The following is a 26,695-nucleotide window of genomic DNA, read 5'->3' on the forward strand; positions in this document are numbered from 1 at the left end:
AACTAACAAAACCTACTGAAATTCAACCACTTAAGATTTGGCATAAATTGGGTATATCTCATACAAAACTAACTGCCCATGAAAACGAAAAAAATTGCAATCATCGGAACCGTTGGTCTTCCGGCCAACTATGGCGGCTTTGAAACATTAGTAAGTTACCTAACCAAGTTTCTCAATTCAAAATATGATCTCACTGTATATTGCAGTGGCAAGAAATATCCAAAAGATAAAAGACTGAAGCAGTATAATGATGCTAAACTGATTTATCTTCCCTTAGATGCTAACGGTGCTCAAAGTATTCCTTATGACATCATTTCCATAATTCATGCTGTATTTTATGCCGATGTATTACTAATTCTTGGTGTGCCTGGTGCAATCATTTTACCTTTTGTTAGATGGTTCACTAATAAGAAAATCATCATTTCTATTGATGGCATCGAGTGGAAGAGAGATAAATGGGGGAAGTATGTAAAGAAATACCTTAGATTTTGTGAAAAGCTTGCGGTTAAATACTCGCATGTTGACATCTCTGATAACGAAGCTATACAGGATTATACTGCTACTGAATACAAAACGCTCAGTAACGTAATAGAATACGGTGGCAATCACACCATTAGAAAGGGGATTACTCAAGAATATATTACTAAGTATCCTTTCTTATCATCTCCTTATGCGTTCAAAGTATGTAGGATCGAACCCGAAAATAACATCAAGATGGTTCTGGAGGGTTTCTCAAAAAACACCGCATTACCATTGGTTATAGTTGGTAATTGGAACAATAGCGAATATGGTAAATCATGCAAACAAGAGTTTAGTCAGTTTGAGCATCTTCACCTATTAGATCCTATTTATCACCAAGAAACGCTAGATGTACTAAGGGGTAATTGCAGGTTATACATCCACGGTCACAGTGCAGGAGGCACCAACCCATCGCTAGTTGAAGCCATGTATCTGGAGCGAGCTATTTTCTGTTTTGACGTTAGCTATAACAGGGCAACTACAGAAAATAAAGCCCGGTATTTCAGCAGTTCTGAACAGCTAATGGAATTAATCAGCAATATTGACGAAACTACCTTGAGTGAGCTTGAGACCCAGATGAAAAGCATTGCCGAAAGAAGATACAGTTGGGAAATCATAGCTAATAAATATGGCTACCTAATTGACAAGCTCGCCTATAAGAAAGTGAAGGGCAAAATTTCTCCATCACTATCTACGGCTGTTCAAGATTCGGATCTTCTTCAATATGAAATCTCTCATTACTCTTCTTTAGACTCAATACATAACCAATAAAAACTAATATGGATATTATAATATATACAGTAATAGGTTTTGCCATTGGTATTATTTTACTCCCATTAATTAGATACTGGGGCATCACTTTTAAGTTTGTAGATAGGCCAAACCAAAGAAAACTACATGTTTCCCCCATACCGGCATTAGGAGGTGTAGTGGTTTTTCTAGCTATTGCGGCATTCTTTGTCTTGCAACCCAGCTTGACTGCTTTTCCACAGTGGGTATTATTCATTTTACTGCTTACAGCACTGTTTTTAACAGGTCTTCTAGATGATAAATTTGACCTGCCTTCACTGGTAAGGCTAGGAATACAACTAGGCTGTGCTACTCTCCTTGCATTAAATGGAGTAAAAATAGATTCATTATATGGTATTATAGGCATCTATGAAATTCCTGAAATGCTTCAAATACCTCTAACCGTTGTTGTCATTACAGGTGTTGTAAATGCATTTAACCTTATCGATGGCATAGATGGCTTGGCCGGGGGGCTCTCTTTTATTAATTCAACAGTCCTGGCAGTGATATTCTTTATGATCGGCCTACAGGAAATGGCTCTATTTTGTGCGTTATTAAGTGGCGTTTTATTTAGTTTCCTTGTATATAATTTCCAACCCGCTAAAATCTTTATGGGCGATTCAGGCTCTCTGATTTTGGGTTTTATCTTCAGCACTTTGGGTTTATATATTATTAAGATTGATGTTAGTAAAGTATATCCCATTGAGGTTAACATTAACCTGGCAATAGGCTTGGTGGCTCTTCCTGTTTTTGATACTGTTAGATTATTTGCAGAAAGAATTCTGCAAGGTAAATCACCATTTGCTGCTGATAAAAATCACATTCATCACCTTATATTAAATAAGCACCAGGGGCATATGAAAGCATCCTATGTGATCTATATTGTACACTGTGTTTTTGTCATAACGTCATTGGTGAGTTCAAGACTACCTCTATCTATTTTATTGACAATATTGATAATTGAGTACTTCTTATGTATATTTTGGTATAGAAACAAAAATTTATCACCAAAACCAGATAGTGATTATCTGCTAATTACTGAGGAGGAAGGCTAATGCCCCAATCATATACAATATTTATAGTAGAAGATGACCCATGGTTCGGCGAAATGCTGAAATACCACTTATCTCAAAATCCAGATCATCGAGTAGAATTATTTAAAAGTGCCAAAGAAGTGTTAGCGGCCTTATCTGAAAATCCAAATCTCATCACGTTAGATTTTTCGCTTCCGGACATGAACGGTGATGAGCTCTTTTCAAAAATTAAGGCCAAAATGCCTAATCTGCCAGTGATAGTAGTAAGTGGACAGGAACAAGTGGGCGTCGCTCTGCGGCTAATGAAAATGGGGGTCTCAGATTATTTTCTAAAAAATGATGACACCAAGGAACTTGTTTGGAACGCCATTGGTAAGATTAAGGAAACACAAGATCTTAAAGAAGAGGTAAAACAATTAAAGGAGCAGCTAGATCAAAAATATGACTTTGACAAACTGATCAAAGGAAATAGCCCTCAGGTAATAAAACTATTTGAGGTGATGAACAAGGCTGCTAAAACTAATATTAATGTTTCCATAACAGGAGAAACCGGTACCGGAAAAGAATTGGTAGCGCAGGCTATTCATTATAATTCACCAAGGCAGAATAAAGCCTTTGTACCTGTAAACATGGCTGCCATTCCTTCTAACCTGTTAGAAAGTGAGTTATTTGGCTATGAGAAAGGGGCGTTTACTGGAGCGGTGGGTAGCAAGGTTGGTAAGTTTGAAGAGGCGAACCACGGAACTATTTTTTTAGATGAAATAGGCGAAATGCCGTTGGAGTTACAGAGTAAACTCCTACGCGTGCTTCAAGAGAGAGAAGTTACCAGGTTAGGTAGTAACAAGAGCATCTCTCTAGATATTCGTGTAATTATAGCAACGCATAAAAACTTAGCCAATGAGGTACGCGAAGGTAATTTCAGAGAGGATTTATATTATAGAATAGTAGGGCTTCCCGTAACTACTCCTCCCCTGAGAGACCGCGGAAATGACATATTCGTTCTGGCGGAATTTTTCTTAAAACAATTCAGTAAAGAAAATAAGCTAGATAAAATCACCATTGATAAAATGGCCAAGAAAAAACTTATGGGCTATGGCTTTCCTGGAAACATAAGAGAGTTGAAGTCTATCATAGAATTGGCCGCTGTAATGTGTGAAGACAATGTAATAAGTGAAAAGGACATCTCTTTCATTCCTACAGATAGGAAGAACAACTTCATTACAGAAGAAAAATCAATGAAAGAGTATAATAAGGACATTATAAGATACTTCTTAGATAAGTATGATCATAATGTTTTGCTTATAGCCAAAAAGCTAGAAATTGGAAAATCAACCATATATAAAATGATTAAGGAAGGAGAGTTGTAGTGGAAAAGGATAGTGATAAAAACACAGCAAATATAAATGAAGTTGGCTACCTCAAGGAGAAATTACTCACTATTAACAACAGTGAAAAACTCCATTTAAAAGAAAAGGACAACACAAGTCAACTTGAAGCAAGTATTCGCAAATACCGTGTCACTAAAGAACTTCAGGATAGTTTTTGGGAGATAAATCTACCATTACAAACTATTCATCTCTCAAAAAGCGACTCTACTTTTAATTTTGATGATAATGAGCAAACACAAAGCTTGTCCAAATGGATTGAACTTATCCACCAGGGTGATCGAAAGAATTTCCTAGCTACAATCCAAAATCCAGACCTTAAAAAGAATGACAAACTATCACTGGAGATTAGATTAGGGAAACCCTCTGAGAGCTACAAATGGTACATGGTTCGTGGATTAGTAACAGAAGTTAACGATGACGACAAACCCACGATAATTACAGGCATCTTTTCCGATATTTCAGGAATTAAAAGAGCTGAATTAGACATTCGCAAGTCTAATCTCCGTTTAAAAACTACTATAGCAAGACTCAACAATGGCATTTTATTAGAAGATGAAGACCGAAAAATCATCATTACTAATCAAGTGTTTTGCAATATCTTCGGTATTCCGGTAGAGCCAGAGCTACTTATTGGTAGTGACTGTTCTAATTCTGCCGAAGAAATAAAAGGCCTATTCAAAGATCCCGCGCTTTTCGTTCAAAGAATTGATGAACTACTTAAAGACAAAGAACATGTTATTGGCGAAGTAATCGAAATGGCTGATGGCAGAATCCTTGAAAGGGATTTCATTCCAGTAATCATGGAAAATCAATATGTTGGCCACTTATGGAAGTATAGAGACGTAACGAACATAGAGCAATCTCAGCAGTTGCTTAGAACCAACGAAGAGAAATATAGAAGCATTATTGCTAATATGAACCTAGGTCTGCTTGAAGTGGATAATGAGGACAATATTATCTATGCTAATCAATGCTTTTGTGATATTACCGGGTATTCTTTTGAAGAGATTAAGAGCAATAAAGCCTCTGACTATCTCCTGAAAGGTGAGAATGCACAATTCATGCATGACATCAATGAGAAGAGGAAATTAGGCATCTCTGATATGTATGAAATACCAGTAAAAAATAAGCGAGGCGAATTGATTTGGCTTCTCATCAGTGGTGCCCCTCTCTATAATAATGTAGGTGAGCAGACCGGATCTATCGGGATTCATTTGGATATAACTGCGCAGAAAAACCTGGAAGGTGAACTACGAGACGCTAAGTCTATGGCAGAAGAATCTGCTAAGGCCAAGGAAATTTTCCTGGCTAACATGAGCCATGAGATAAGAACTCCCATGAATGCCATATTGGGCATGAGTAATTTACTTCAGAAGACTAATCTAAATTACGACCAAAATAATTACCTCAGAGCCATCAATACCTCTGCTGAAAACCTATTAGTAATTATTAATGACATATTAGACCTCACCAAAATTGAATCAGGAAAGTTAAAAATAGATAGCATCACTTTTAACTTGAAAGAGTCTATAGAGCAGCTTGAAAAAATGTTTCTTTATAAAGCCCAGGAAAAAGGCCTCATTTACAATATCCGTTATGAAGCCAATTTGCCTGAGTATTTTCAAGGTGATCCTTATCGAATCAATCAGATTCTAATTAACCTGGTTGGTAATGCCATAAAATTCACACATCAAGGTAAAGTAAGTATTTCAGTAAAAGCTAAAAAGCAAAAGAATAAACAATTTGCCGTTAGCTTCATTGTTTCTGATACGGGAATAGGTATGGATGAAGGGTTCAAAGAAAGGTTATTCGAAAATTTCAGCCAGGAAGATCCTGGTATAACCAGAAAATATGGAGGTACCGGTTTAGGATTAGCCATTAGCCGACGACTTATTCATCTACTGAACGGTGATCTGGAAATTGAAAGTGAAAAAGGCCGTGGTACTACCATTACACTCACTGTGCCTTTAGAATTAGGTGTGAAAGCTGAAGAAATAGAAGAGGCACCCAAGTCTGATACTGAAGAAAAAGCGCTGGAAGGCTTAAAGATTTTGTTAGTTGAAGACAATGAGTTTAATAGGCTTTTAGCCACCACACTGCTAACGAATCATGGAGCCCAGGTTACTGAGGCATCTGAAGGTAAGGAAGCTACTGGTCTGGTAAAAGCCCAGAGTTTTGACATCATCCTTATGGACATTCAAATGCCTGTTATGAATGGCTATGATTCTACTAAATATATTCGAGAACATATTAGCAAAACTATTCCCATCATTGCACAGACTGCCAATGCCGTTAAAGGAGAAGATGTTAAATGTTTTGAGGCTGGCATGGATGATTACATAACTAAGCCTTTCGATGAGGAAATACTGATAGGTAAGATTCTTAAAGCTGCCCGCCCTGAAAAGCTACGCCCTATATACGAAAGTGTAAAAGAAGAGGAAATACCTACTGAGCTTTATAGCATCCAAATGCTGGAAGAAATGTCTCGTGGTGATATTAATTTCATTAAAAAAATGCTGCAAACGGTAGTAGATACTTTACCTGAAGAGCTCAAGAAGCTAAATAACGCCTATCAAAAAGGAGAAAAAGCTACCGTTAGAGCTGTAGCTCATAAAATTAAACCTGGCCTATTTAACCTAAAGATAGAGTCCGCACCAATGGTAAAGGAAATTGAAGCCTGGGAAGAAGGTCAGGATTGGGAAGAACTAGGTGAAAAAATAGACATCGTAACCGATCACATCAATATTGTAATAGAAAAGATTATTTCAGATCACCTGGAATAAAAAAAGGACCAAATTGGTCCTTTTTTTATATTATAATATATTCTAGTTTTATCTTAAGAAAGAGCTTTTTTCATAGTCTCTCCAATATCAGCAGGAGAAGCTACTACGTGTAATCCACACTCTTCCATAATCTTCATTTTAGCTTCAGCGGTATCTTCTGCTCCACCAATGATGGCTCCAGCGTGTCCCATTCTTTTACCTTTAGGAGCTGTTTGTCCTGCAATGAAACCAACTACCGGCTTAGGATTGCCTTGACTCTTAATCCATCTTGCAGCTTCAGCTTCATAGTTACCACCAATCTCACCAATCATTACAATAGCATCAGTTTCGCTATCATTCATTAGTAACTCTACGGCTTGCTTAGTGCTGGTTCCGATAATAGGATCCCCACCAATTCCAATAGCTGTAGAAATACCTAATCCAGCCTTAACAATTTGATCAGCAGCCTCATAAGTTAAAGTTCCTGACTTTGATACTACCCCAATACGACCTGGCTTGAAAACAAACCCTGGCATAATTCCTACTTTAGCCTCTCCTGGAGTGATTACTCCTGGGCAGTTAGGACCAACTAGCACTACGTCTTTATCGCTGATGTATTGCTTAGCCATCATCATATCCTTAGTAGGGATACCTTCTGTGATCGCTATTATTACTTTAATACCTGCATCTGCAGCCTCCATAATAGCATCTGCAGCAAAAGCTGGTGGTACAAAGATGATAGAAACATCTGCTCCTGTAGTTTCAACTGCCTCTTGCACAGTATTAAATACCGGTTTTTCCAAATGGGTCTGACCACCTTTACCAGGAGTTACTCCTCCTACTACGTTAGTACCGTACTCGATCATTTGTCCCGCGTGGAAAGTGCCTTCAGAGCCTGTGAACCCCTGCACAATTATTTTGGAATCTTTATTTACTAAAACGCTCATGTGTCACCTATTAAAATTTGACCACAAAAATAGAATTTTATCTATCTTAAACAAAGATTTAAGCCGCAACTCCCGCCTCAATGGGAAAACAATTAACAATGATTTTATATCTCAAAAAAATGGCAACTTATTCCTGGCTTGTCCCGTAATAAGAGAATATAGATTAATTAGTTTTTTATAGTTCAGGTTATATAAAGAGGGCTACTTGTTTAGCCCTTTTTTAATCAAAAAAATCCACCCATTTCTGAGTAGATTTTTAATGTTAAAGTTGGTTAAGATTATTTCGCTGAAGAGTAATTCTTAGCTACTTCATCCCAGTTCACCACATTCCAGAAAGCTGAAATATAGTCAGGTCTTTTATTTTGATAATTAAGGTAGTAAGCGTGCTCCCATACATCTAATCCTAGAATAGGTGTACCTCCACAGCCAACACCTGGCATTAGCGGGTTATCCTGATTAGGTGTAGAACAAACTTCTACTTTACCACCATCATGCACGCATAACCAAGCCCAGCCAGAACCAAATTGAGTGGCAGCAGCATTTGAAAATGCTTCTTTAAACTTCTCAAATGATCCATAAGCTGCATTAATAGCATCGGCTAGCTCGCCTGTAGGTTCTCCGCCACCATTAGGTGACATCACTTTCCAGAATAGGCTGTGATTAAAGAAACCTCCACCGTTATTTCTAACAGCGTTATTATCTGTATTCTCAGCCAGAAGTTCCTTGATAGACTTATTAGCCATATCTGATCCTTCTATAGCACTGTTAAGTTTGCTTGTATATCCTGCATGGTGCTTACCATGATGTATTTCCATTGTTCTTGCATCTATGTGCGGCTCTAGCGCATCATGTGCATAAGGTAAATCGGGCAATTCAAAAGCCATAATTTTATTGGTTTTAATAGTTTAACATTCATTTAATATTCTCTCCAACTCAGAAAACTATTTTCCTCTGAGTTTTTGAAAGAATGTAGTAACCATACTCCCTGCTTCATCTGCAAAAGGCCCTCTCTTCACTTCTGTCTTTGGATGCAGCATATTAGGATTAATGGTCATAAACCCTCTCCTATCATCAGCTGCCGCATACACCAACTTTCCCAGCTGGCTCCAATATAATGCCCCTGCACACATACCACAAGGTTCTAAAGTTACATAAAGGGAACAGTCTGAAAGGTATTTTGTTCCCAGATAATTGGTAGCAGCGGTAAGCGCCAACATCTCTGCATGCGCCGTAGGATCACCCAAACGCTCGGTTTGATTGTAGGCCCTGGCTATAATGGTTTTATTAGCTACCACCACAGCACCTACAGGTATCTCCCCTTCTTCGGCTGCAATAGCGGCTTGCTTTAAGGCTTCCTTCATAAAGTGTTCATCACTATGTATAGAAAGCTCCATTATAAACTACCCTTTATTTTTAAACTTGTCATAATCTCACCTGCAGTAGCTTGCCATTTTTGTTGTAGCTGCACAGGACAGTTAAAACTAAACACTATTGTTTTTCCCTTCTGGATAAGGTACTGGATATAAATATATTTTCTGACCGGACCAGTATTGGTTAATGAATATTTCTCTCCGTTGATTTGGGAGGTAAACTCAAACACCATATACTGCCTTCCATTGATTTCTTCAATCCCTTCTTTAATCATATCTACTCTATCGTAAAGATTAATAAGACTGGCCTTAAAAAAATCTTTAGCAATTTCAATATCACTTGGTCTCCATTGAGTAGCAGAAATATTGATACTGAAGTCTACAAAGCGAGATTCATTGGTATATGCCGCCAGAGGTTTCCTCACAGATGGATATCTCTGAGCAAGATCTTCCGCTGACATAGGGTAAAAATTAGTTGGTAATGACGCCGTGATGTTGTCATTTATTTTGGTTTTCACCATTTTTTCCTGTGCAAACAGTGTAAATGGCATCAATAACAATAAAAAAGAGAGCTTTAACATAGTAATAAGCGAAATTAATAGTCTATCGTTTTTCCTCAGAATGAAATTACATTTAACTTTGGCCTCCAAAATTAAAATATTTTAGCATGCTTCGAACACATACTTGTGGTGAATTAAGAATAAACGACATAAATACAGATGTAGTATTATGCGGCTGGGTTCAGCGCGTAAGAAATAAAGGTAGTGTAATATGGGTTGATTTGAGAGATCGCTACGGTATTACTCAGTTGATCTTTGAAGAAGGCCACACTGAAGCTGCTATTCTTGAAATTGCCAATAAGCTAGGGCGTGAATTCGTAATTAAGGCATCTGGAAAGGTTATAGAAAGACTTTCAAAAAATGATAAGATAGACACCGGAGAGATTGAAGTGAAAGTTTCTGCTCTGGAGGTGCTTAACGAATCTAAAACACCTCCTTTCACCATAGAAAATGATACTGATGGCGGCGATGACCTAAGAATGAAGTATCGCTACCTGGACCTAAGAAGGACTAACGTAAGAGAAAATCTTTTACTTAGACACCGCATGATGCAGGCAACACGCGCTTACTTAGATGCCCAGAAGTTTACTGAGGTTGAAACGCCTGTACTTATAAAATCTACACCTGAGGGTGCTCGTGACTTTGTGGTTCCTTCAAGAATGAATCCGGGCGAGTTTTATGCATTACCACAGTCACCACAAACTTTTAAGCAGTTGCTAATGGTTTCTGGTTTCGATAGATATTTCCAGATTGTAAAATGCTTTAGAGATGAGGACTTAAGAGCTGATAGACAGCCTGAGTTCACTCAGATAGACTGTGAAATGTCTTTCGTAGAGAGAGAAGACATTATCAGCACTTTCGAAGGCATGGTGAAGCACCTTTTCAAAACCGTAAAGGGTATTGATATCACCGAAATTGATAGAATGAGCTATGATGATGCCATGAAATACTATGGATCGGATAAGCCAGATACTCGTTTCGATATGAAATTTACTGAGCTGAATGATCTGGCTCAAGGCAAAGGGTTTAATGTTTTTGATAGCGCTGAGTTGGTAGTGGGTATTTGTGCTAAAGGATGCTCAGAATATACCAGAAAGCAAGTTGATGCGCTTACTGACTTTGTAAAGAGACCACAAGTAGGAGCTAAAGGGTTAGTATATGTAAAATGTAATGCTGACGGCTCATTCAAATCATCAGTAGATAAATTTTATAGCCAGGAAGATTTAAAAGCATGGGCTGATGCTATGGGAGCAGAAGCAGGTGATCTTTTGCTAGTACTTAGTGGTGATAAAGACCACACCAGAAAAGCACTAAACGAGCTTAGACTTCACATGGGTAGCGAACTTGGCCTTAGAGACAAGAATGTATACAAAGTGCTTTGGGTTCTTAATTTCCCTCTTTTGGAGTGGGATGAGGACACTCAAAGATATCATGCTATGCACCACCCATTTACCTCTCCAATTCCAGAGGATTTACAAAAACTCGAATCTGATCCTGGTGTAGTTAAGGCTAATGCCTATGATATGGTAATCAATGGTGTAGAAGTAGGTGGTGGATCAATCAGAATCCATGACAAAGAAATACAGCAGCGCATGTTTAAGCAGCTAGGGTTCTCTGATGAAGAGGCAAAAGCTCAATTTGGCTTCTTAATGGACGCTTTCGAATATGGAGCACCTCCACATGGTGGTATTGCATTTGGTTTTGACAGGCTATGCTCACTTTTCGGCGGTTCTGACAGCATCAGAGACTTTATAGCCTTCCCTAAAAATAATGCAGGTAGAGATGTGATGATAGACTCCCCCAGCCCCATTCATGCAGATCAACTGAAAGAATTAGGCATAGACTTAAAATAATATAAGCCATCGACTCTTTTAAGAGAGTCATCCAAGCTAGAAGAGGCTGTTGAAATTTCAACAGCCTCTTTTTTTTACGGCAACATATTCAACAAAACGAGAATATTTGTTGAAAGCCTTTCCCGTGTAAACTTTCCATATCCACGTTTAAACGAATATAGGCCTCTTCAATTTCATGGCGTGAGGCTTGCGGCCACCGCAAGTACAAGAAAATCGAAATTTTTAAAATCCACCTGGTTTAATCACTTCGTTAATACTAACCCGTGCAGCTAAGAACTGTATTGGACTTGATTACAACATGTGTTAATCAAAACCAGATTTTTAATTTAAACAACTAACACTATGAAATTGAATTTTTTAAGAATATTAACCTTCGCAAGTGCTGCCCTATTCTTAGCATCATGTGGAGATGATGATGGCGATGGCAATATGGATCCTGCCATTACAGGTAGCTTCGTAGCCACGAATCAGGAAGTAGAAAACAATACAGTAATAGTTAGCTCTGTAACTATGAGCCAGGATGGTTGGGTAGTTATTCATAGAGATAACAATGGCTCACCTGTAGTTCCTGGTATTATTTCAGAACCAAAATGGGTAGAAGCTGGAACATCAACCGACGTAGAAGTTATGCTGAAGGAAGGTGAGACAGTGGAAGAAGATGAAGATATCTGGATTATGCTCCACACCGATAATGGACAAGCAGAAGTCTATGAATTTGACGGAGCAAACGGTTTAGACGGTCCTGTAACTGACGCTCAAGGTAATATTGTAATGTCACCAATAACTGTATTGGGAGAGGCTACTGGTAGCTTCACTGCTGAAGATCAGGCAGTAAGAAATAATAAAGTAATGATTAAGTCTGTAACTGTAAACAGAAAAGCCTGGGTAGTAATTCATGCAGATAATGGTAGCGGTGGACCAGTGGTGCCAGGTATTATCTCTGAGCCAAAGCAAGTAGAAGCAGGTACTACGCAAGATGTAGAAGTAATGCTTAAAGACGGTGTTACAGTAGAAGATGATCAAACTATATGGATCATGCTACATACAGATGATGGAACTATAGGAGAGTATGAATTTGATGGTAGCAACGGTCTAGATGCACCATTAATGGCTGATGGAAATATAGTAATGTCTTCAATAATGGTAGACTTAGCTGCCACAGCAAGCTTTAGTGTTACTGACCAGACTATTATGGATAATATGATAACAGTAAGTTCTGCTACATTTAATAAAGATGGATGGATAGTAATACACGCTGATAACGGCGAGGGTGCTCCTGTTGTGCCTGCTATAATTTCAGTACCTAAATATGTAGAAGCAGGTACCTCAGAAGATATTATGGTAGAATTTAAAGAGGATGCTAATGTGATGGCTGGCGATAAAATATGGGTTATGCTGCACACTGACAATGGTACTATGATGGAGTATGAGTTTGATGGAGCAAACGGATTTGACGGTCCTATATTTGATGATGATGGAAACATGGTCATTACACAAATCACGGTAGATTTAGTGCCTATGGGAAGCTTAACCGTTACTAACCAGCCTATATTGGATAACATGCTTACAGTAGGCTCAGTAACTATGAACAAGGCCGGATGGATAGTAGTACACAACGATACTGGTGAAAATGCACCTGTAGTTCCAGGTATCATTTCTACCCCTAAATATGTAGAAGCTGGCACCACTGCCAAAGTAGAGTTGATGATAAACGAGGGAGCTCAAATCAATGAAAACGGAAAAGTGTGGGTAATGCTTCACACAGATGACGGAACTATGATGGAATATGAGTTTGATGGCTCTGAAAACAGTAATGATAAGCCAATATTAGATACTGAAAGTCAAGTAGTAATGACTCAAATATCAGTAGACTAAGATATAAATCCACAATCAATGAAAGGCAGATTCGAAAGAGTCTGCCTTTTTTGTTGTATATAAATTAATAGTGAGATCACCTTATTAACTCATTAATAATTGCTAAATTAAATAAGAACTAACGGGCTATAATTTTATTCAAAAAGTCTAATAACATTACTTCAAATCATAGTTCTGGCTGTATTTAATATTATTGTAATATGGTACAAACTACTGTGGATTATAAGAATTTCTTAAATAGCGTTAATGCTTTTATTTATGGTGTAGATGAAACCGGCAGTATCATTTTTTCCAATACGGCCTTTCAAGAACTGGTGGCCATTGAAGAGGAAAAGCTGGAAGGAATGAAATTCTATGACCTCGCAGTGAATTCCAATGAAGTTAAAAACAAATTTAAAGAACAAACCCAAGCAAGTACAGCACAAGCGACTTATCAGCTTCAGTTAAAAAATGATCCTTCCCTGGTTTTCAATCAAACCGTATCTGAAGTTAAAAATGATAAGGACTCAAAATATTGGTCCGTAATTGGTGAAAGTTCTGCAATGGCCTCTCCTCTTAATCAAGCCATGAGTTATACCAACTCCATTCTTGACTCTATGTCAGAATCAGTGATTGTATATGATAAGAACATGGACCTACTAATGATGAATGCTGCTGGCAAAAAGCTTTTAGGCATTGATCCTGAAGTGGCCCTGGAGGATATATTATTAGATGGAATCGTCTGTTATGAGGCTGACAAAAAAACCATTGTACCCACAGATAACTACCCAAGAAATAGAGTTTTAAAAGGAGAATATCTGGATGATATAGAAATGTACGTCCATAATAAAACTACCAACACAGGGGTTTTTATTAATGTAAATGGCAGGCCCATACATGATGAAAATAATGATATTACCGGTGCCATTATAGTCGCTAACAATATCACAACTCGAAAAATTTCCGAGTTTGAAACCAGAAAACAATCCGAAATATTAGACCAATCCCAAAAAATGGCTCAAATAGGCCATTGGGAAGTGGACCTGAAGACTAATAAGATATTCTGGTCATCAGAGACTAAAAAGATACATGAAGTAGACAAAGATTATGAGCCGGAACTTGAGACCGCCATCAATTTCTATGATCAGGACTCCAGGCCCATCATAATTGACACACTCAATAGATGCCAGAAAACAGGTGAATCATGGGATTTAAAGCTTGGAATCATTACCGGCAAGGGCAATTACAAGTATGTAAGGACCATCGGAAAAGTAGAAATGGAAGATAATGTAGCTACCAAGCTTTACGGTGTTTTCCAGGATATTAGCCAGGATAGAAAGAGAGAAGAGCAACTCATCGCATTCGTAGACGCCGCACCTGCAGCCATTGCTATGTTTGATGATAACATTAGATATATCGCTGCCAGTGATAAATGGTATAAAAACTATAAACTGGAAGGAAAAGAAATTATTGGCATCTCACACTATGAAGTATTTCCAGAGATAGGTCAGGAATGGAAGGACATTCACCAGCGTGTATTGAAAGGAGAAATCTGTAAAAATGAAGAAGACCGATTTGAAAGATTGGACCATACAGTGCAATGGCTCAAATGGGAAGTGAGACCCTGGTATGAGCTCTCAGGAAATATTGGAGGCATTATTATGCTTACTGAGGATATTACTTTAGAAAAACAGGCTAAAGAAGAACTCAGAAAAGCCAAAGAGGCAGCTGAGGCGGCCGCAGATGCTAAAGAAGAGTTTCTTTCCACCATGAGCCATGAAATAAGAACTCCTATGAACGCGGTTATTGGTATGACTCATTTGCTATTGCAAGAAGAGAAATTACCGCATCAGGAAGAGAACCTGAAAACTCTGCAGTTCTCCGCTGAAAATCTACTGGTACTTATTAATGACATTTTAGATTTTAATAAAATATCCGCTGGAAAAATTAATCTTGAAAAGGTTCCTTTCCGCCTAAGAGAGTTAGCTAACAATATCAGGAAGTCATTTCAATTTAAAACACAGGAAAAACAAATCAGATTATCATTTATTTATGATAGCGACATTCCCGAGCTATTGATAGGTGACACCACTCGTATCAACCAGATTCTGGTTAACTTAGTTGGGAATGCTGTTAAATTCACTAACGAAGGGGTAGTAAAGCTCACTATCCAGCTAAAAGCAGAAACGGAAGAGTCAGCCTTAGTCAGTTTTTCTGTTAAAGACACCGGCATTGGTATTCCAAAAGAGTATCAAGCCAATATTTTTGAAAGATTTGCGCAGGCAGGAAAAGAGACCACTCGAAAATTTGGTGGCACAGGTCTGGGCCTGGCCATTACCAAGAAATTATTGGAGCTTCATCACTCTGATATTACCCTTAAAAGTGAAAAAGGGAAAGGCTCTGAGTTTTTATTTGATATCAAATTTAAAAAAGCAGATGCTAAATATGAAAACACTCATATAGCTCCTATCGTTGATCATAAAGAACACCAACTTGATAATGTGAAAATACTGCTGGTAGAAGATAATCAGGTGAATCAACTGATTGCCTGTAAGTTCCTCGAGAACTGGAACATAGAAGTGGAAGTAGCTGATGATGGGCAAATTGCCTTGGAAAAACTACTTTTAAACAGCTATGACCTGGTACTTATGGACCTGCAAATGCCAGTGATGGACGGCTATGAGGCCACGCGGCAGATCCGTAAAAATTCTGCTTTTGATGATCTTCCCATTATCGCACTTACTGCAGATGCCACTACCAACATTAAAGAACGGGTGCTTGAGGTGGGTATGAATGATTTCCTCACCAAGCCAATCAACCCTGATGAGATGAAGAGTAAAATTGTTAATTATACACTTGGGAAAACCGAAGCTTCTCAACCCATCAGCAAAAAAGAGAAGGAAAATCCTATGGAGGAAATTAGCTTTAAAATGATTACTCAAATGGCTAATAATGACTCGAATTTTATTATTAGCCTCATAGAATCTTTCCAAAGAGAGCTGGCTTCTTTTACCTCAGATTTTGAGGTGGCAGCCAAGAATCAAAAAGTTCAGGATATGAAGAACCTGATTCATAAAATGAAACCTTCATTTGAACTTTTCAGCTTGAATGAATATCACAACCAGCTAAACACGCTTACTGATAAAGTAAACAATGGACGCACTGATATTACCAGCCATCTACAGGAGATAGAATCCAGGTCTGAAGCCATTATGGACGCCTTAAATAACAAAGCAAATACCATTAAGCAATCCGTTTAACTACCCGTAAAATAGTGGATTTTAGCTCCTGAGGATTAAACGGCTTAGATATAAAACCCTCTAAACCTGCTTCAATAGATTTCCCTTTAGACAATATAGTGATAGAGGCCGTTAAGGCAATTACTGGAATAGAGCTGTACTTACCATCTTCTAGTTGTTTTATCTTTTCCGTAGCTTCATAACCGGTCATACCAGGCATCTGCAGATCCATTAAAATGATATCATATTTCTTTTGACCAACTAGTTTTAAAGCCTCAAAACCGTCATGAGCTATATCGTATTCAATGCCCCATGAATCTAAAAATCTTCCAGCGATGTATCTGTTGGTTTCCATATCTTCCACTAGCAGCAAAGAAAGCCCACTAAGAATTTCCTCATCCTGTTCAAATTTCGAATAACTGGCTGACTGCTCTAATTGATTAAAACCAAGGCTAAAATTAATCTCAGTTCTAAACACCTGCATATCAGCATCTAGCATGTTCACCAGCTGGTCAGTAAATGTGAGGTTAAACTTATCGTTTTCATCGGTATAATGCTCTCCACCATCTGCTCTATTGGCTGTAAACTGTATACGAAGGCTGTTTTCGTCCTCCTCTAGCAGCTCGATGTACAGAATGAGCTTATTAATCTCTCGTTTGCCAAACCTTTTAAGGCACAATCGTATAAGCTGCTTTAGCCGTAGCGGATCACCCACTAAAAAATCTGGAATAGCCAAATCATAATTGATTTTCAAAGTTGTAGTGTCTGACCGAAACTCAGTGATAAGTTCTTCTAAAAGTGCTTTAAGATTAAATAGAATTCGAGTATCACTAGAATGATTATTATAAATCTTGCCACTATCCAGCACCTCACTAATTACGTTAAAAAGATTCTCAGCAGAAGACTTTAATAACTCCAAATCATCCTTCTGAAGGTTTTCCCCATTTTTCTGTTCTTTAAGAAGATAATAAATACCCATGATTTCATTTAGGGGCGTTTTTATCTCATGACTCATAGATTGAAATAAATCATTCTTTATATTCAGTGCATCGACCAGCTTTTTCTGCTCACGGGTTTTATTCAAATAGCACATCACTATTTCAGATAAAGAATTCAATGCTTTTTTCTGAGAATCAGTAAGTTCCTTTGGTTTTCTGTCTATTACGCAAAGTGTGCCCAGGGCGTGGCCTTCCGTGCTTATAAGTGGGCAGCCAGCATAAAATCTGATGTTAGGATCATTAGTTACCAGGGGATTATTTGCAAAACGATCATCATCTAAAGCATCCTTCACCTGGAGAAATTTCTTATCACTTACAGCATATCTGCAAAAAGCCATATCTCGTGGTGTTTCAGAAACATCAAGGCCTATTTTAGATTTAAACCACTGCCTTTTATCATCTAATAGAGATATTAATGTAATAGGAACTTCACAAATATTAGAAGCTAGTGCGGTAATATTATCAAGCACTTCATCCACTTCCGTATCCATAATTTGATAAGATTTCAGGCTTTTTAACCTTTCCTTTTCTTCGTTATCCACAAGTCACAATTTAGGATGAGTAATATTAAATTATAGCTATACTAAATATAAGCTTTCCTTTCCATAAAAAGAAGGGCTTACCGGGTCTCCCTTTTGTGAAATGGACTAATTTAGCGGTCTAAATTTTGAGTATGAATTCTGTTACTTTAACTGACATCCAAATCAGGACCACCCTTTTACCAGGAGATTTAGGCTATGTGGCTCATTTACATGGTAAGCTTTATGAAGAAGAGTGTAAGTATGGCCTTAACTTCGAAAAATACGTAATGAAAGGTCTATATGAATTTATTGATACCTATAACCCTGATAACGAGCGTGTTTGGATCTGTGAGCATAATGAAAAAATTATTGGATTTCTATTAGGCTGCAAAAAGGAAGAAAGTTTACAGCTCAGATACTTTATAATTCTTCCGGAGTACAGAGGCATAGGACTTGCCAGCAAGCTGATGGAACACTTCGTATTTTTTATGAGGGCAAAAGGCTACAGTCACTCCTATTTATGGACCACCGAAGAACAAAAGGCGGCCATTCATCTTTATAAGAAATTTAACTTTCAACTTACTCAGGAGAAGGTTTCCAAAGACACTTTTAGTAAAGAAATAACTGAGCAGCGGTTCGATCTTCATCTGTAGGATGTAAGATTTATCTCCGAAACAAGCAAACGGAAGCGTGTTTGAGCATGTTTTTGGCTTCATCCGTCTGTTATTAAATGTATATTATACACTTAAAAGTTATCTGTAATTAATTTACATTAAAATTTAGTTCAAGTTCACTTTACTACTTTCTTAGGTATTATAGCTATCAATTCTTATCAGGTGTAGCTAAGATTTTATTAGAAGCTTTGCTGAACAATTAAACGTTCAACTTAAACCTTATAAAATGAAAACGCTACACTACTACCTGGCCTCAGCCATAGCTTTGGCCACTATTTCCTCATGCTCACAAGAGGCCGTTCAACCTGAGACAATTTCCTATGAAAGTCAGCTTACTTTAACCAATCAGGAGAATTTAGAATTGCTTAAATCCGATGTTAGCCAATCAGCTTCCATTACTGTTAGCAATGAATCTCAACTTAGAAGCGCCATTGGAAGTGCCTCTCCCGGAGACGTTATTCGTGTGAATGGAACCATAAGACTAACGCGGACATTGGAGCTAGCCAGAAGCGGTAACTCCGGCAGCAAGATCAACTTCACTGGTGGCACCTTAGACTGTTCCGGCCTATCCTCTGGCTGGGGCGTAAAGGTCAATGGCAGCTACTGGAACATCAGTTATATGACCATCAAAAATGCTCCTGACTGTGGACTGGTATTTCAACATGGTGGATATAACTGGGTTTATCAGGTAATAACCCATGGAAATGGAGATTCCGGGCTGCAAATTTATAATGGCTCTCACCACAATAGCATTAATTATTGCACTTCATATAATAACTATGATGTGGCCAATGGCGGTGAAAATGCCGATGGTTTTGCCTGTAAACTTTCTGCTGGTGCCGGCAATCAGTTTGATAATTGCTGGGCAGAAAACAATTCTGACGATGGCTGGGATTTATACGGACAGCCTTACACAGTTAAAATCACCAATTGCACAGCCAAAAATAATGGCTACGGCACCAACGGTGATGGTAACGGATTTAAGCTAGGCAGCGCCGGCCAGAATGTACCACACACAGTGACTAATTGTACCTCTGGTAATAACCTGGGGGCCGGTTATGATGGTAACGGTAATACAGGGCACATCACAACTACCGGAAGCGGCGGATACGGCAATGGAAAAGGTCTCTGGTTAAGAATTTATTGAAAGTTCAACTAAGTTTCATATTCAAGTTTTAGTTTAAAAAGCAGGTCAACTCCAGTTGATCTGCTTTTTATTTTTGATACATTTTTGAGGCAGGAGGGCTAACAATCTAATTTTCAAGTGATTATCCAAATTAGTTTTGTATTATTTTTTATTTGAATAGTTTAATTAATTGATTAACTTCTATTAAGAAAAACATTTTAATTACACCTACACCTATCATGAAAAAAATGCCATACCTCCATTACCTGCTCTGGGTATGCGTGGGAGTCTACACCTTATGGATATACTCCTGCAATCCTAAGCCTGGTAATAATGAAACCACCACAAATGACAGTACTGAAAGTTTAACCAGCCACGCGATGGTTCAGACTGCCTCATTCCCCAACGGAAATGATACTAGTTGTGTAGCTCCAGACGAATGGTTTAGCGGCCCTGTTCCCGAACCAGATCCTACCATTTTCCCAGAAGATCCGTCTAATTGCGATTTCCACATTATCTCCTGGCAATACTTCCTTTGGCTCACAGAGAAAGTCAATGGCAAGCTCCGCTTTGAGACCATGTTTACCGATAAATCTATTACACCTGAAACCAAAAATGACACTAATCAGGAGTTGGATATTGTAGAACAAGCCTTATCCAAAGGAATACTAATAGATTTAAATGGAAGAGCAGTGTATAGTAACATCATTATTAATGACATCTATAGAGACTGGATCATTGACAACCATCTGTACAATGCTGACAGCCTGGCCAATTTTGATCCCAAGGCCGACTTCCCTGTAGGATCGCTATCAATAAAAACTAGCTGGAAGATCGTACAACCAGGGGAGGACACCTCGAATTTGTACACTACCAAAAAGAAAATTCAACTTCTTACCATGGTAGGTGGCGAACCAAGAATACCAGATAACCCTAAAACTGACAGTGCAGAGGTTGCCCTCATTGGCCTGCATATAGCTGTGGTAGTTAAAGGGCACCCTGAATTTGTATGGGCTACTTTTGAATTTGATGACAATGCCCCTAATTTCCAACCTCATCAGGCTATGGATAGTCCTGTGTCTGATAAAGACTGGCTTCTTTACACTGCTAAAACAGTGGCACAAAAAACTAATGCCAACAATGCTCAAATTCTAAAATTTAAGGATGAAAGCAAGCAACTATTAACACCGGTTACCCAGGTAGCCCGCCAGTATGTAAATGGAGGGGGAGACAGTACTAACCAAAATAATATTGAACACCTTAACACTAACATAAAAGATCAACTAGCCAATACCACAAACTCTCTGTGGAGTAACTACTTCGAGGTAGGAGCTATTTGGTTCAATACCACCAAAGGTACACTTGCGCCTGATTGGTCTCCTAACGTTGACAGTGTGATGGTAACAGGGTCATTAAGACTATCCAACTCTACCATCGAAACCTTTACTCAAAAGGTGATCAGCCAGAATGAATGCTTTAGCTGTCATAATACCATGACCTTCTTTGCTGATGACAAGCAACCACTTCCTGGTAAAAATCTGAGTACCAGTCATATTCTTTTAAAAAGATATCAAGGCGGTGGCCAGGTAAAACGTGGCCAATAATTTACAATTCCTAAACATCATATTATCATGTCAGAAACCTCTTTAAGAATACACCCTGCTATTGGCATGGCCAGAGTAGGCAACAGTACTGAATATTATCTGGGGCCCGAAACGATGGCCGCTCACCCTCAGGAAGGCTCAGATACCACCGGGGGCTTACCCATAAAACCCAACACTGAAAGCACCACCATTACCAGCGGCGACCTGAGAGATGGCCAGGGTAGACTGAAACGCCAGGCCGCAAGATTTAAGATTTATCAATATGCTAACTCCCCCAGCACTCTAAGCTACCCTTCTACACCGGGTGAAGAAGTTAAAATTGGCTCAGTGGTAGATGGAAAAAAGGTAAGTAATATCATCTGGACCGCTCATTTGGCCAACAAAAAAGCTAATTGTTGGATGATAGATGAAACTGCCAATAAAGGTATTCTACTATATGAAAATGGTAAAACGCCACCCTTGAGAAATCCATCATTTGGATCTGACCCCGGCAGCACCAATAGGCTTCAGAAGCTCATCATTGATGCTGGCCCCCGGGCTATCAACAGTGCCAATGGCTCTTCACCAGTGAAATTTGATAATAAAACCACAGCATCCTACCTGAACACTTCATCGGGGAAGATTACAGAGGTTCCTAATTATCCTATTCAATTTCCTGCGTCTAGCGGTTCTGAAAGTGATGGGAGCACCCCAATTGACTATTTAGGTGAGCTATTGACCGATGAGCAAGGTAGGCTTCTAGTGCTCGGCGGTCATGGACTGGCCTGTGGTTTTAACAATGAAGGGCAATTTGACGCCAGCCAGTCATTATGTGCTGATGTAGACAACAATAACTGGCTGGACGACACCTCTGACGGACCAGTTACTGCCACATTGGTTTTTGAAGATGGTACTCAACATGTAATTCCCGGTAGTGCCTGGGTAGTTGTTACTGACCCCGCGTATGCTCCACAGACCCTCAACGTTGTGAGTCTTTGGGATGATGTATATAACACCTGGTTAGAAAATTTCAATTTACAACCCGAAGTATATAGCGGTTCTTATAATCAGAACTATCAACCTGATTTTAAGGAAGATGTGTTTCCCGTACTCAATGCAGCCCACATGCAGCGATGGAATACGAATCTTCCGGATCAGGCCGTGACGGCTCACAAAAGCATGATGAATTTCACGGAACAACCGCCGAAGATGAACATCATGTCTTTCATTAGAAAAGTGGATGGGAGTCAAAATGAAAAAGGGTCACCTTTAATGCCGCTCTCTCTTGGTGATGCTGACCAATCTTTTCTCACCATATCCCATCAGCAGTACTTTTTTATGGAACAATGGACCAAAGGAAAATGTGTTGGCGCTACGCCTGTGAAACTCGGTGCCGGTGAGCAACTGGACAAGACCATTCTGGTGAATTGTCTTGGGGGAAGATTTAGTCCGGGCATAGATATGACCTTCATTGTAAGAGACACCCATTTGTACAACAGTAACTGGCACGATCCAAACATTGGCCCTTTTAGGATAAACGCAGAACCACTGGATTATGCTAGTGCCACAAAAGATCAGCCTTTTCTTGGTGTAGGTTACACTCCTTTAAGGCCAGATCCTGTACAGCCGGGTGATATATGCAAGTTTATGGCTATACCCTGGCATACTGATTATAACAGCTGCGCCACCCATACACCTGATCCTAATCCCGGGGGTAAGCTTACAAAAGAGAATGTTTATAGTGGGGAAGTAAATACCACGCTTTACTGGTCATGGCCTGCCCAGCGACCCGTGGCAGTCTACACTTTCAAGGACCTTTCAGCCAATGAAGGTAACTTAAAAAACACGATCCAACGATTTTCCGTCAGAGGGGAAGGCACCGCTGCCACTTCTCCCATGAATAATCCGGGCTGCCCTGTCTCCACAGATTTTGATACCGCAGCCATGAACGTTGGCCGCTATCAAAACAGGAAGAACATACTTACAGGATGGAGTAAAATTGGCACTGTAATTCAAGGTACCGCCATAGATGGCTACCCTGATAGCTATGATAAAGATTACTATCTGGAAGTGCAGAGTGAATTTGAAAAGGATTATAGCAACCTGGTAATCCAGTGGCCTAATAATGTGGATGATAGTGTTCAACCCCCTGAAAATTAATTACAATGACATTAAAGAAGATTGCAATCATTGGCGCAGGCCCCGCTGGGTGTGCCTGCGCCATTAGGTTATCTCAGATAACAAACTATAAAATCACTTTAATAAGTGCCCCAGAGAAAGACTTCTATATTGGCGAATGTGTCCCTCCGGAAATAAAAAAGCCTCTGCTTACACTTAATATTTATAAGGCCTTTTTAAAAGACAAACATATTCCCTCTTTCGGATCTTGCTCCTACTGGGGCAGTCAATATCCTGGCTACAATGATTCTATTATGAATCCTCATGGTCATGGCTGGCACTTGAATAGAAAAAAGTTTAATCAACTTCTGATTCAAACCGCTGACAGTAAGAAAAATATTCAGTTAATTAAAAATTCTACTTTCAGAAAAACACTGGACAGCAGCACGCTCATTTACAAGGATCCTGACGGAGCTAACCGAACACTGTCTTATGACTTTATTATTGATGCCTCCGGTCCTAAAAGCATAGTTGCCAAGTATTTTGGCGAGACTCAGATTCATGACACACCACTAATATGTGTAGGCATGAAGTTTAAGCAGGAAAAACCAGCCTTACTATCACACCTCACACAAATAGAAGCTGTAAAACATGGCTGGTGGTACGCCACATCCCTTCCCAATCAAGAAGCGTTAGTGACCTTATTCACACATGCCAGTATCATAAAAAAATTACAACTGAACTCATTCTTACCATGGCATAACCTACTTGAGGGCACTAGCACAGAGCATTGGTTAAAAGAATACCATTATTCTCCTTCGCAACATCATTTATTCATGTTTGCTGCCCATTCCTTCTGCCTCTCCTCCATACACGGACGCAATTGGTTGGCGGTTGGAGATGCTGCATCATGTTATGACCCCATTACTTCGAACGGTATTATCAAATCCATTACAGAAGGCATACGATCAGCAGAAATGCTTAGAAATGGAGATAGATACATGAAAAACCTTTACATACATGATCAAAATGTAAAAGCACGATATGAACATTATCGGAACATGAGGTCATTATATTATAATCTGGAAAGACGGTGGCCAAATAGTGCTTTCTGGAAGATTATTCAAAACCCTGAAGAAGGTAACTCAATCCAGGACTTTGCCATGAGCCATCAGCACTGATTACCTACCTAAAAATGGAATGCCTGGAATATAACGGACTCTCATTTGCTGGTTAGATTTAACAATGTTGATGATAATCAGCGTTAAATTATAAAGATACATTACCGCGAAGAATACGACCATAAAGAGCATACGCGGTCGGATTATGGATGAACTAATGTTTTGCTCTGACTCAAAGGCGTAAGCTATACTTGCCACAATAGCTGAATACCCAACAAAGAGCACCATTACCCAGGTGATCTGGAAGTTAAGAATCGATTTTGCAGTAGAATTAATACCTTTTATCTTGTCCTTCTTGGAGATCCACATAATAAGGGGCACCAGAATACCGAGAATCGGAAAAATAATAAAGGTAAGCGCCGCCAGATTAAGACTGGTAAGAAAGCCATTATTCTCTTCTACGGTCCAGTCCATGATTTCATCTGGTGCTACATCAAAAGCAGCTGCCAGCCTTTTTAAGGAATCCCCTCGAGGTTCCGTCTCACCGTTTTCAATTCTCTGAATGGTTCGTAGACTCAACCCTGTTTTATCAGCCAATTCCTCCTGAGAAAACCCTTTTCTACTTCTTAAATTTTTAATTCTGAGAGCAAGTTCTTTATTCTTCATTTTTAGGTCGTTAAAATTCAGGGAGCAAGGTATAACTTACTGCACATTTTGGCTGCGTCATGTTTATGACATATTTACGACATTGGTGTCAATAAGCTGATTTTAGGCTTTAAATTAAAATCTTACTCAACCTTTTGTCAATACTAATAAGACACTTTACATATCCATTCTCCTATTTAATCGAAATCAAAAAAGCCTTCACCTGCCTTTTAAATAAATGATTATCACTCTCCTTTTCTGAAGAACTGATCTCCGACCCCAACTTACCATAGAAAGAAAAAGATTTTGGGTGACTGCTACCTAGCTGGATATATTCAAATCCCAAATCAGCATAGTAAGGAATCAAAACATGGTTCAACCAATAACCACCATAGCCTTTTCCTTTGTCGGCGATGTGAAAATATTTTAGCAGAACCGTCTTTTGCTCTTCCTGTGGCAAATGCTTTTCTATTTCCTTGATTTTTCCTCCCACTACGCTGAGTACGCCAATGATTTCACCCTCTCTTTTAATAGTATGAATATGAAACCAAATGCCAAGCTTCTCCTTTATGCTTTCAATGAAACGGATAGCATGATACAATTCATTATAATCATCCCAGTCATTCTTCAGCTTCCATTCCACATACTTAGCTATTGGCTGGAAAAGTGAAGCTTGAAATTCCTCGTGTAAGGCATAAGTTTCGGTGCCATTCTGGTGAATTATATTCATGTTGGTTGTCAATTAATTATGACTTGATTCTGAAAATGATTAACCAACTTAATCAAGATATTTCTACAAAATAAACAGATTCTGCTCCCTGTTTATTTTCATTCAATTAAAGATTTTATACTATCTTATATGAAAATCACTGCATTATGTTAAGAGATCCATTTTTTAATATATATTATGTTATTTCAGAAAAACTAGATAATATAAGCCATTATTCTGAATTCTTAAATTCTAGTCTATATCAAGAGCACGGAAGATTAGATAAATTAGAAAAAGACTCAAGGTTCAATCAACAAGAAATATACGAAGATGATTATGAAGATAAGGTCGCAGCTCACCTGATGGAAAAATATAATATCAATGATGTCTTCCCTCAACAAATATTTATTTCGACTATACTTTTATCTTATGGAGCATTTGAATATTTACTAATCTACTTATGCAGCTATTACGATAAAAACGTTGATATAGAAATAAAATATGAACTGAATACCTTTAAGAAGGGGCAATTTCTGAAAATTTCCGAGTGTGTACAATTTCTCGATAAGAATTTTACTACTGACTTAACTAATAATCCATCATTGGAATTTCTCTCTCAAATTAGAGAATTAAGAAATACTTACGCCCACGACAATGGCAAGTTAAAGAAAAACTCTAAGCGATATAAAGAAATAGATTCTCTCGCACAAAAACACCCCAACGTAATACGCTTAGTTCCCTTAATTGATTTATTTGATCATAATAATAATGAGAAAACTCATTATCAAGTTCAGATTCTGAATAGTGACATCAACTATATCACCATTCAGAATTTTAAACGATTTTTTGAAGATTTAGAAAAAGAGCTTCCCTGAAAACTTAAAA

Annotated in this window: 20 protein-coding genes; 13 read left to right on the top strand and 7 right to left on the bottom strand. The window is 38.6% G+C overall.

From position 1 onward, the window contains the following. The first annotated feature begins 78 nt into the window (after positions 1-78). The 4 genes from LVD16_RS26245 to LVD16_RS26260 are packed head-to-tail and all read left to right on the top strand — an operon-like array spanning position 79 to position 6,513. Complete coding sequence (locus LVD16_RS26245; protein WP_233771266.1) at positions 79-1,290, top strand: DUF1972 domain-containing protein; 1,212 nt, start codon at positions 79-81, stop codon at positions 1,288-1,290. Between the two features lie 8 nt (positions 1,291-1,298). Continuing rightward, positions 1,299-2,363 carry a glycosyltransferase family 4 protein gene (locus LVD16_RS26250; RefSeq protein ID WP_233771267.1) on the top strand — a complete coding sequence of 355 codons (1,065 nt, stop codon included), beginning with the start codon at positions 1,299-1,301 and terminating at the stop codon, positions 2,361-2,363. Further along, a complete protein-coding gene (locus tag LVD16_RS26255; RefSeq protein WP_233771268.1) occupies positions 2,363-3,709 on the top strand; it encodes a sigma-54-dependent transcriptional regulator in 1,347 nt (448 codons plus the stop codon). The genes LVD16_RS26250 and LVD16_RS26255 overlap by 1 nt, the downstream gene beginning before the upstream one ends. Then, complete coding sequence (locus tag LVD16_RS26260) at positions 3,709-6,513, top strand: PAS domain-containing hybrid sensor histidine kinase/response regulator (RefSeq protein WP_233771269.1); 2,805 nt, start codon at positions 3,709-3,711, stop codon at positions 6,511-6,513. Before LVD16_RS26255 ends, LVD16_RS26260 begins: the two co-directional genes overlap by 1 nt. Before the next feature lie 53 nt (positions 6,514-6,566). On the opposite strand, the gene sucD is transcribed toward LVD16_RS26260, so the two are convergent. The 4 genes from sucD to LVD16_RS26280 form a co-directional block, all read right to left on the bottom strand. Next, a complete protein-coding gene (gene sucD / locus LVD16_RS26265) occupies positions 6,567-7,439 on the bottom strand; it encodes a succinate--CoA ligase subunit alpha (RefSeq protein ID WP_233771270.1) in 873 nt (290 codons plus the stop codon). A 278-nt stretch (positions 7,440-7,717) separates the two neighbouring features. Next, positions 7,718-8,323 carry a superoxide dismutase gene (locus LVD16_RS26270; protein ID WP_233771271.1) on the bottom strand — a complete coding sequence of 202 codons (606 nt, stop codon included), beginning with the start codon at positions 8,321-8,323 and terminating at the stop codon, positions 7,718-7,720. 57 nt (positions 8,324-8,380) lie between these two features. Then, the gene (locus LVD16_RS26275; protein ID WP_233771272.1) at positions 8,381-8,833 is read right to left on the bottom strand and encodes a nucleoside deaminase; all 453 of its coding nucleotides are present in this window, start codon (positions 8,831-8,833) and stop codon (positions 8,381-8,383) included. Next, complete coding sequence (locus tag LVD16_RS26280) at positions 8,833-9,390, bottom strand: hypothetical protein (protein WP_233771273.1); 558 nt, start codon at positions 9,388-9,390, stop codon at positions 8,833-8,835. The genes LVD16_RS26275 and LVD16_RS26280 overlap by 1 nt, the downstream gene beginning before the upstream one ends. 86 nt (positions 9,391-9,476) lie before the next feature. Here LVD16_RS26280 and aspS point away from each other — a divergent pair, with 86 nt between their 5' ends. The 3 genes from aspS to LVD16_RS26295 all read left to right on the top strand — a co-directional run bounded on the left by aspS (position 9,477) and on the right by LVD16_RS26295 (position 16,336). Then, positions 9,477-11,222, top strand: coding sequence for an aspartate--tRNA ligase (gene aspS / locus LVD16_RS26285; RefSeq protein WP_233771274.1), 1,746 nt, complete (start codon positions 9,477-9,479; stop codon positions 11,220-11,222). A gap of 342 nt (positions 11,223-11,564) precedes the next feature. Further along, entirely contained in the window at positions 11,565-13,097 is a 1,533-nt protein-coding gene (locus LVD16_RS26290; RefSeq protein ID WP_233771275.1) for a DUF7282 domain-containing protein, read from the top strand. 200 nt (positions 13,098-13,297) lie between these two features. Next, complete coding sequence (locus LVD16_RS26295; protein ID WP_233771276.1) at positions 13,298-16,336, top strand: response regulator; 3,039 nt, start codon at positions 13,298-13,300, stop codon at positions 16,334-16,336. On the opposite strand, the gene LVD16_RS26300 is transcribed toward LVD16_RS26295, so the two are convergent. Next, entirely contained in the window at positions 16,320-17,855 is a 1,536-nt protein-coding gene (locus LVD16_RS26300) for a response regulator (protein WP_233771277.1), read from the bottom strand. The genes LVD16_RS26295 and LVD16_RS26300 overlap by 17 nt on opposite strands. 131 nt (positions 17,856-17,986) lie before the next feature. On the opposite strand from LVD16_RS26300, the gene LVD16_RS26305 reads away from it, so the two are divergent. From LVD16_RS26305 to LVD16_RS26325, 5 genes are all read left to right on the top strand, one after another. Then, positions 17,987-18,487 (top strand): GNAT family N-acetyltransferase, encoded by a 501-nt coding sequence (locus LVD16_RS26305; RefSeq protein ID WP_233771278.1) that lies wholly within the window; start codon positions 17,987-17,989, stop codon positions 18,485-18,487. A 247-nt stretch (positions 18,488-18,734) separates the two neighbouring features. After that, positions 18,735-19,655 carry a right-handed parallel beta-helix repeat-containing protein gene (locus LVD16_RS26310; protein ID WP_233771279.1) on the top strand — a complete coding sequence of 307 codons (921 nt, stop codon included), beginning with the start codon at positions 18,735-18,737 and terminating at the stop codon, positions 19,653-19,655. A gap of 218 nt (positions 19,656-19,873) precedes the next feature. Then, on the top strand, positions 19,874-21,238 hold the full coding sequence (locus LVD16_RS26315; RefSeq protein ID WP_233771280.1) for a hypothetical protein: 1,365 nt from the start codon (positions 19,874-19,876) through the stop codon (positions 21,236-21,238). A 27-nt stretch (positions 21,239-21,265) separates the two neighbouring features. Continuing rightward, positions 21,266-23,377, top strand: coding sequence for a LodA/GoxA family CTQ-dependent oxidase (locus tag LVD16_RS26320; RefSeq protein ID WP_233771281.1), 2,112 nt, complete (start codon positions 21,266-21,268; stop codon positions 23,375-23,377). 5 nt (positions 23,378-23,382) lie between these two features. Next, the gene (locus tag LVD16_RS26325; RefSeq protein ID WP_233771282.1) at positions 23,383-24,516 is read left to right on the top strand and encodes a tryptophan 7-halogenase; all 1,134 of its coding nucleotides are present in this window, start codon (positions 23,383-23,385) and stop codon (positions 24,514-24,516) included. Here the strand turns inward: LVD16_RS26325 and LVD16_RS26330 are convergent, their stop codons facing one another. Both LVD16_RS26330 and LVD16_RS26335 read right to left on the bottom strand, forming a co-directional pair. Beyond that, positions 24,517-25,122 carry a helix-turn-helix domain-containing protein gene (locus LVD16_RS26330; RefSeq protein WP_233771283.1) on the bottom strand — a complete coding sequence of 202 codons (606 nt, stop codon included), beginning with the start codon at positions 25,120-25,122 and terminating at the stop codon, positions 24,517-24,519. A gap of 172 nt (positions 25,123-25,294) precedes the next feature. Next, complete coding sequence (locus LVD16_RS26335; protein ID WP_233771284.1) at positions 25,295-25,831, bottom strand: hypothetical protein; 537 nt, start codon at positions 25,829-25,831, stop codon at positions 25,295-25,297. A gap of 146 nt (positions 25,832-25,977) precedes the next feature. Here LVD16_RS26335 and LVD16_RS26340 point away from each other — a divergent pair, with 146 nt between their 5' ends. Continuing rightward, positions 25,978-26,685 carry a hypothetical protein gene (locus tag LVD16_RS26340; protein WP_233771285.1) on the top strand — a complete coding sequence of 236 codons (708 nt, stop codon included), beginning with the start codon at positions 25,978-25,980 and terminating at the stop codon, positions 26,683-26,685. Positions 26,686-26,695 lie beyond the last annotated feature (10 nt).

This window comes from Fulvivirga ligni (assembly GCF_021389935.1).
Classification (GTDB): Bacteria; Bacteroidota; Bacteroidia; order Cytophagales; family Cyclobacteriaceae; genus Fulvivirga; species Fulvivirga ligni.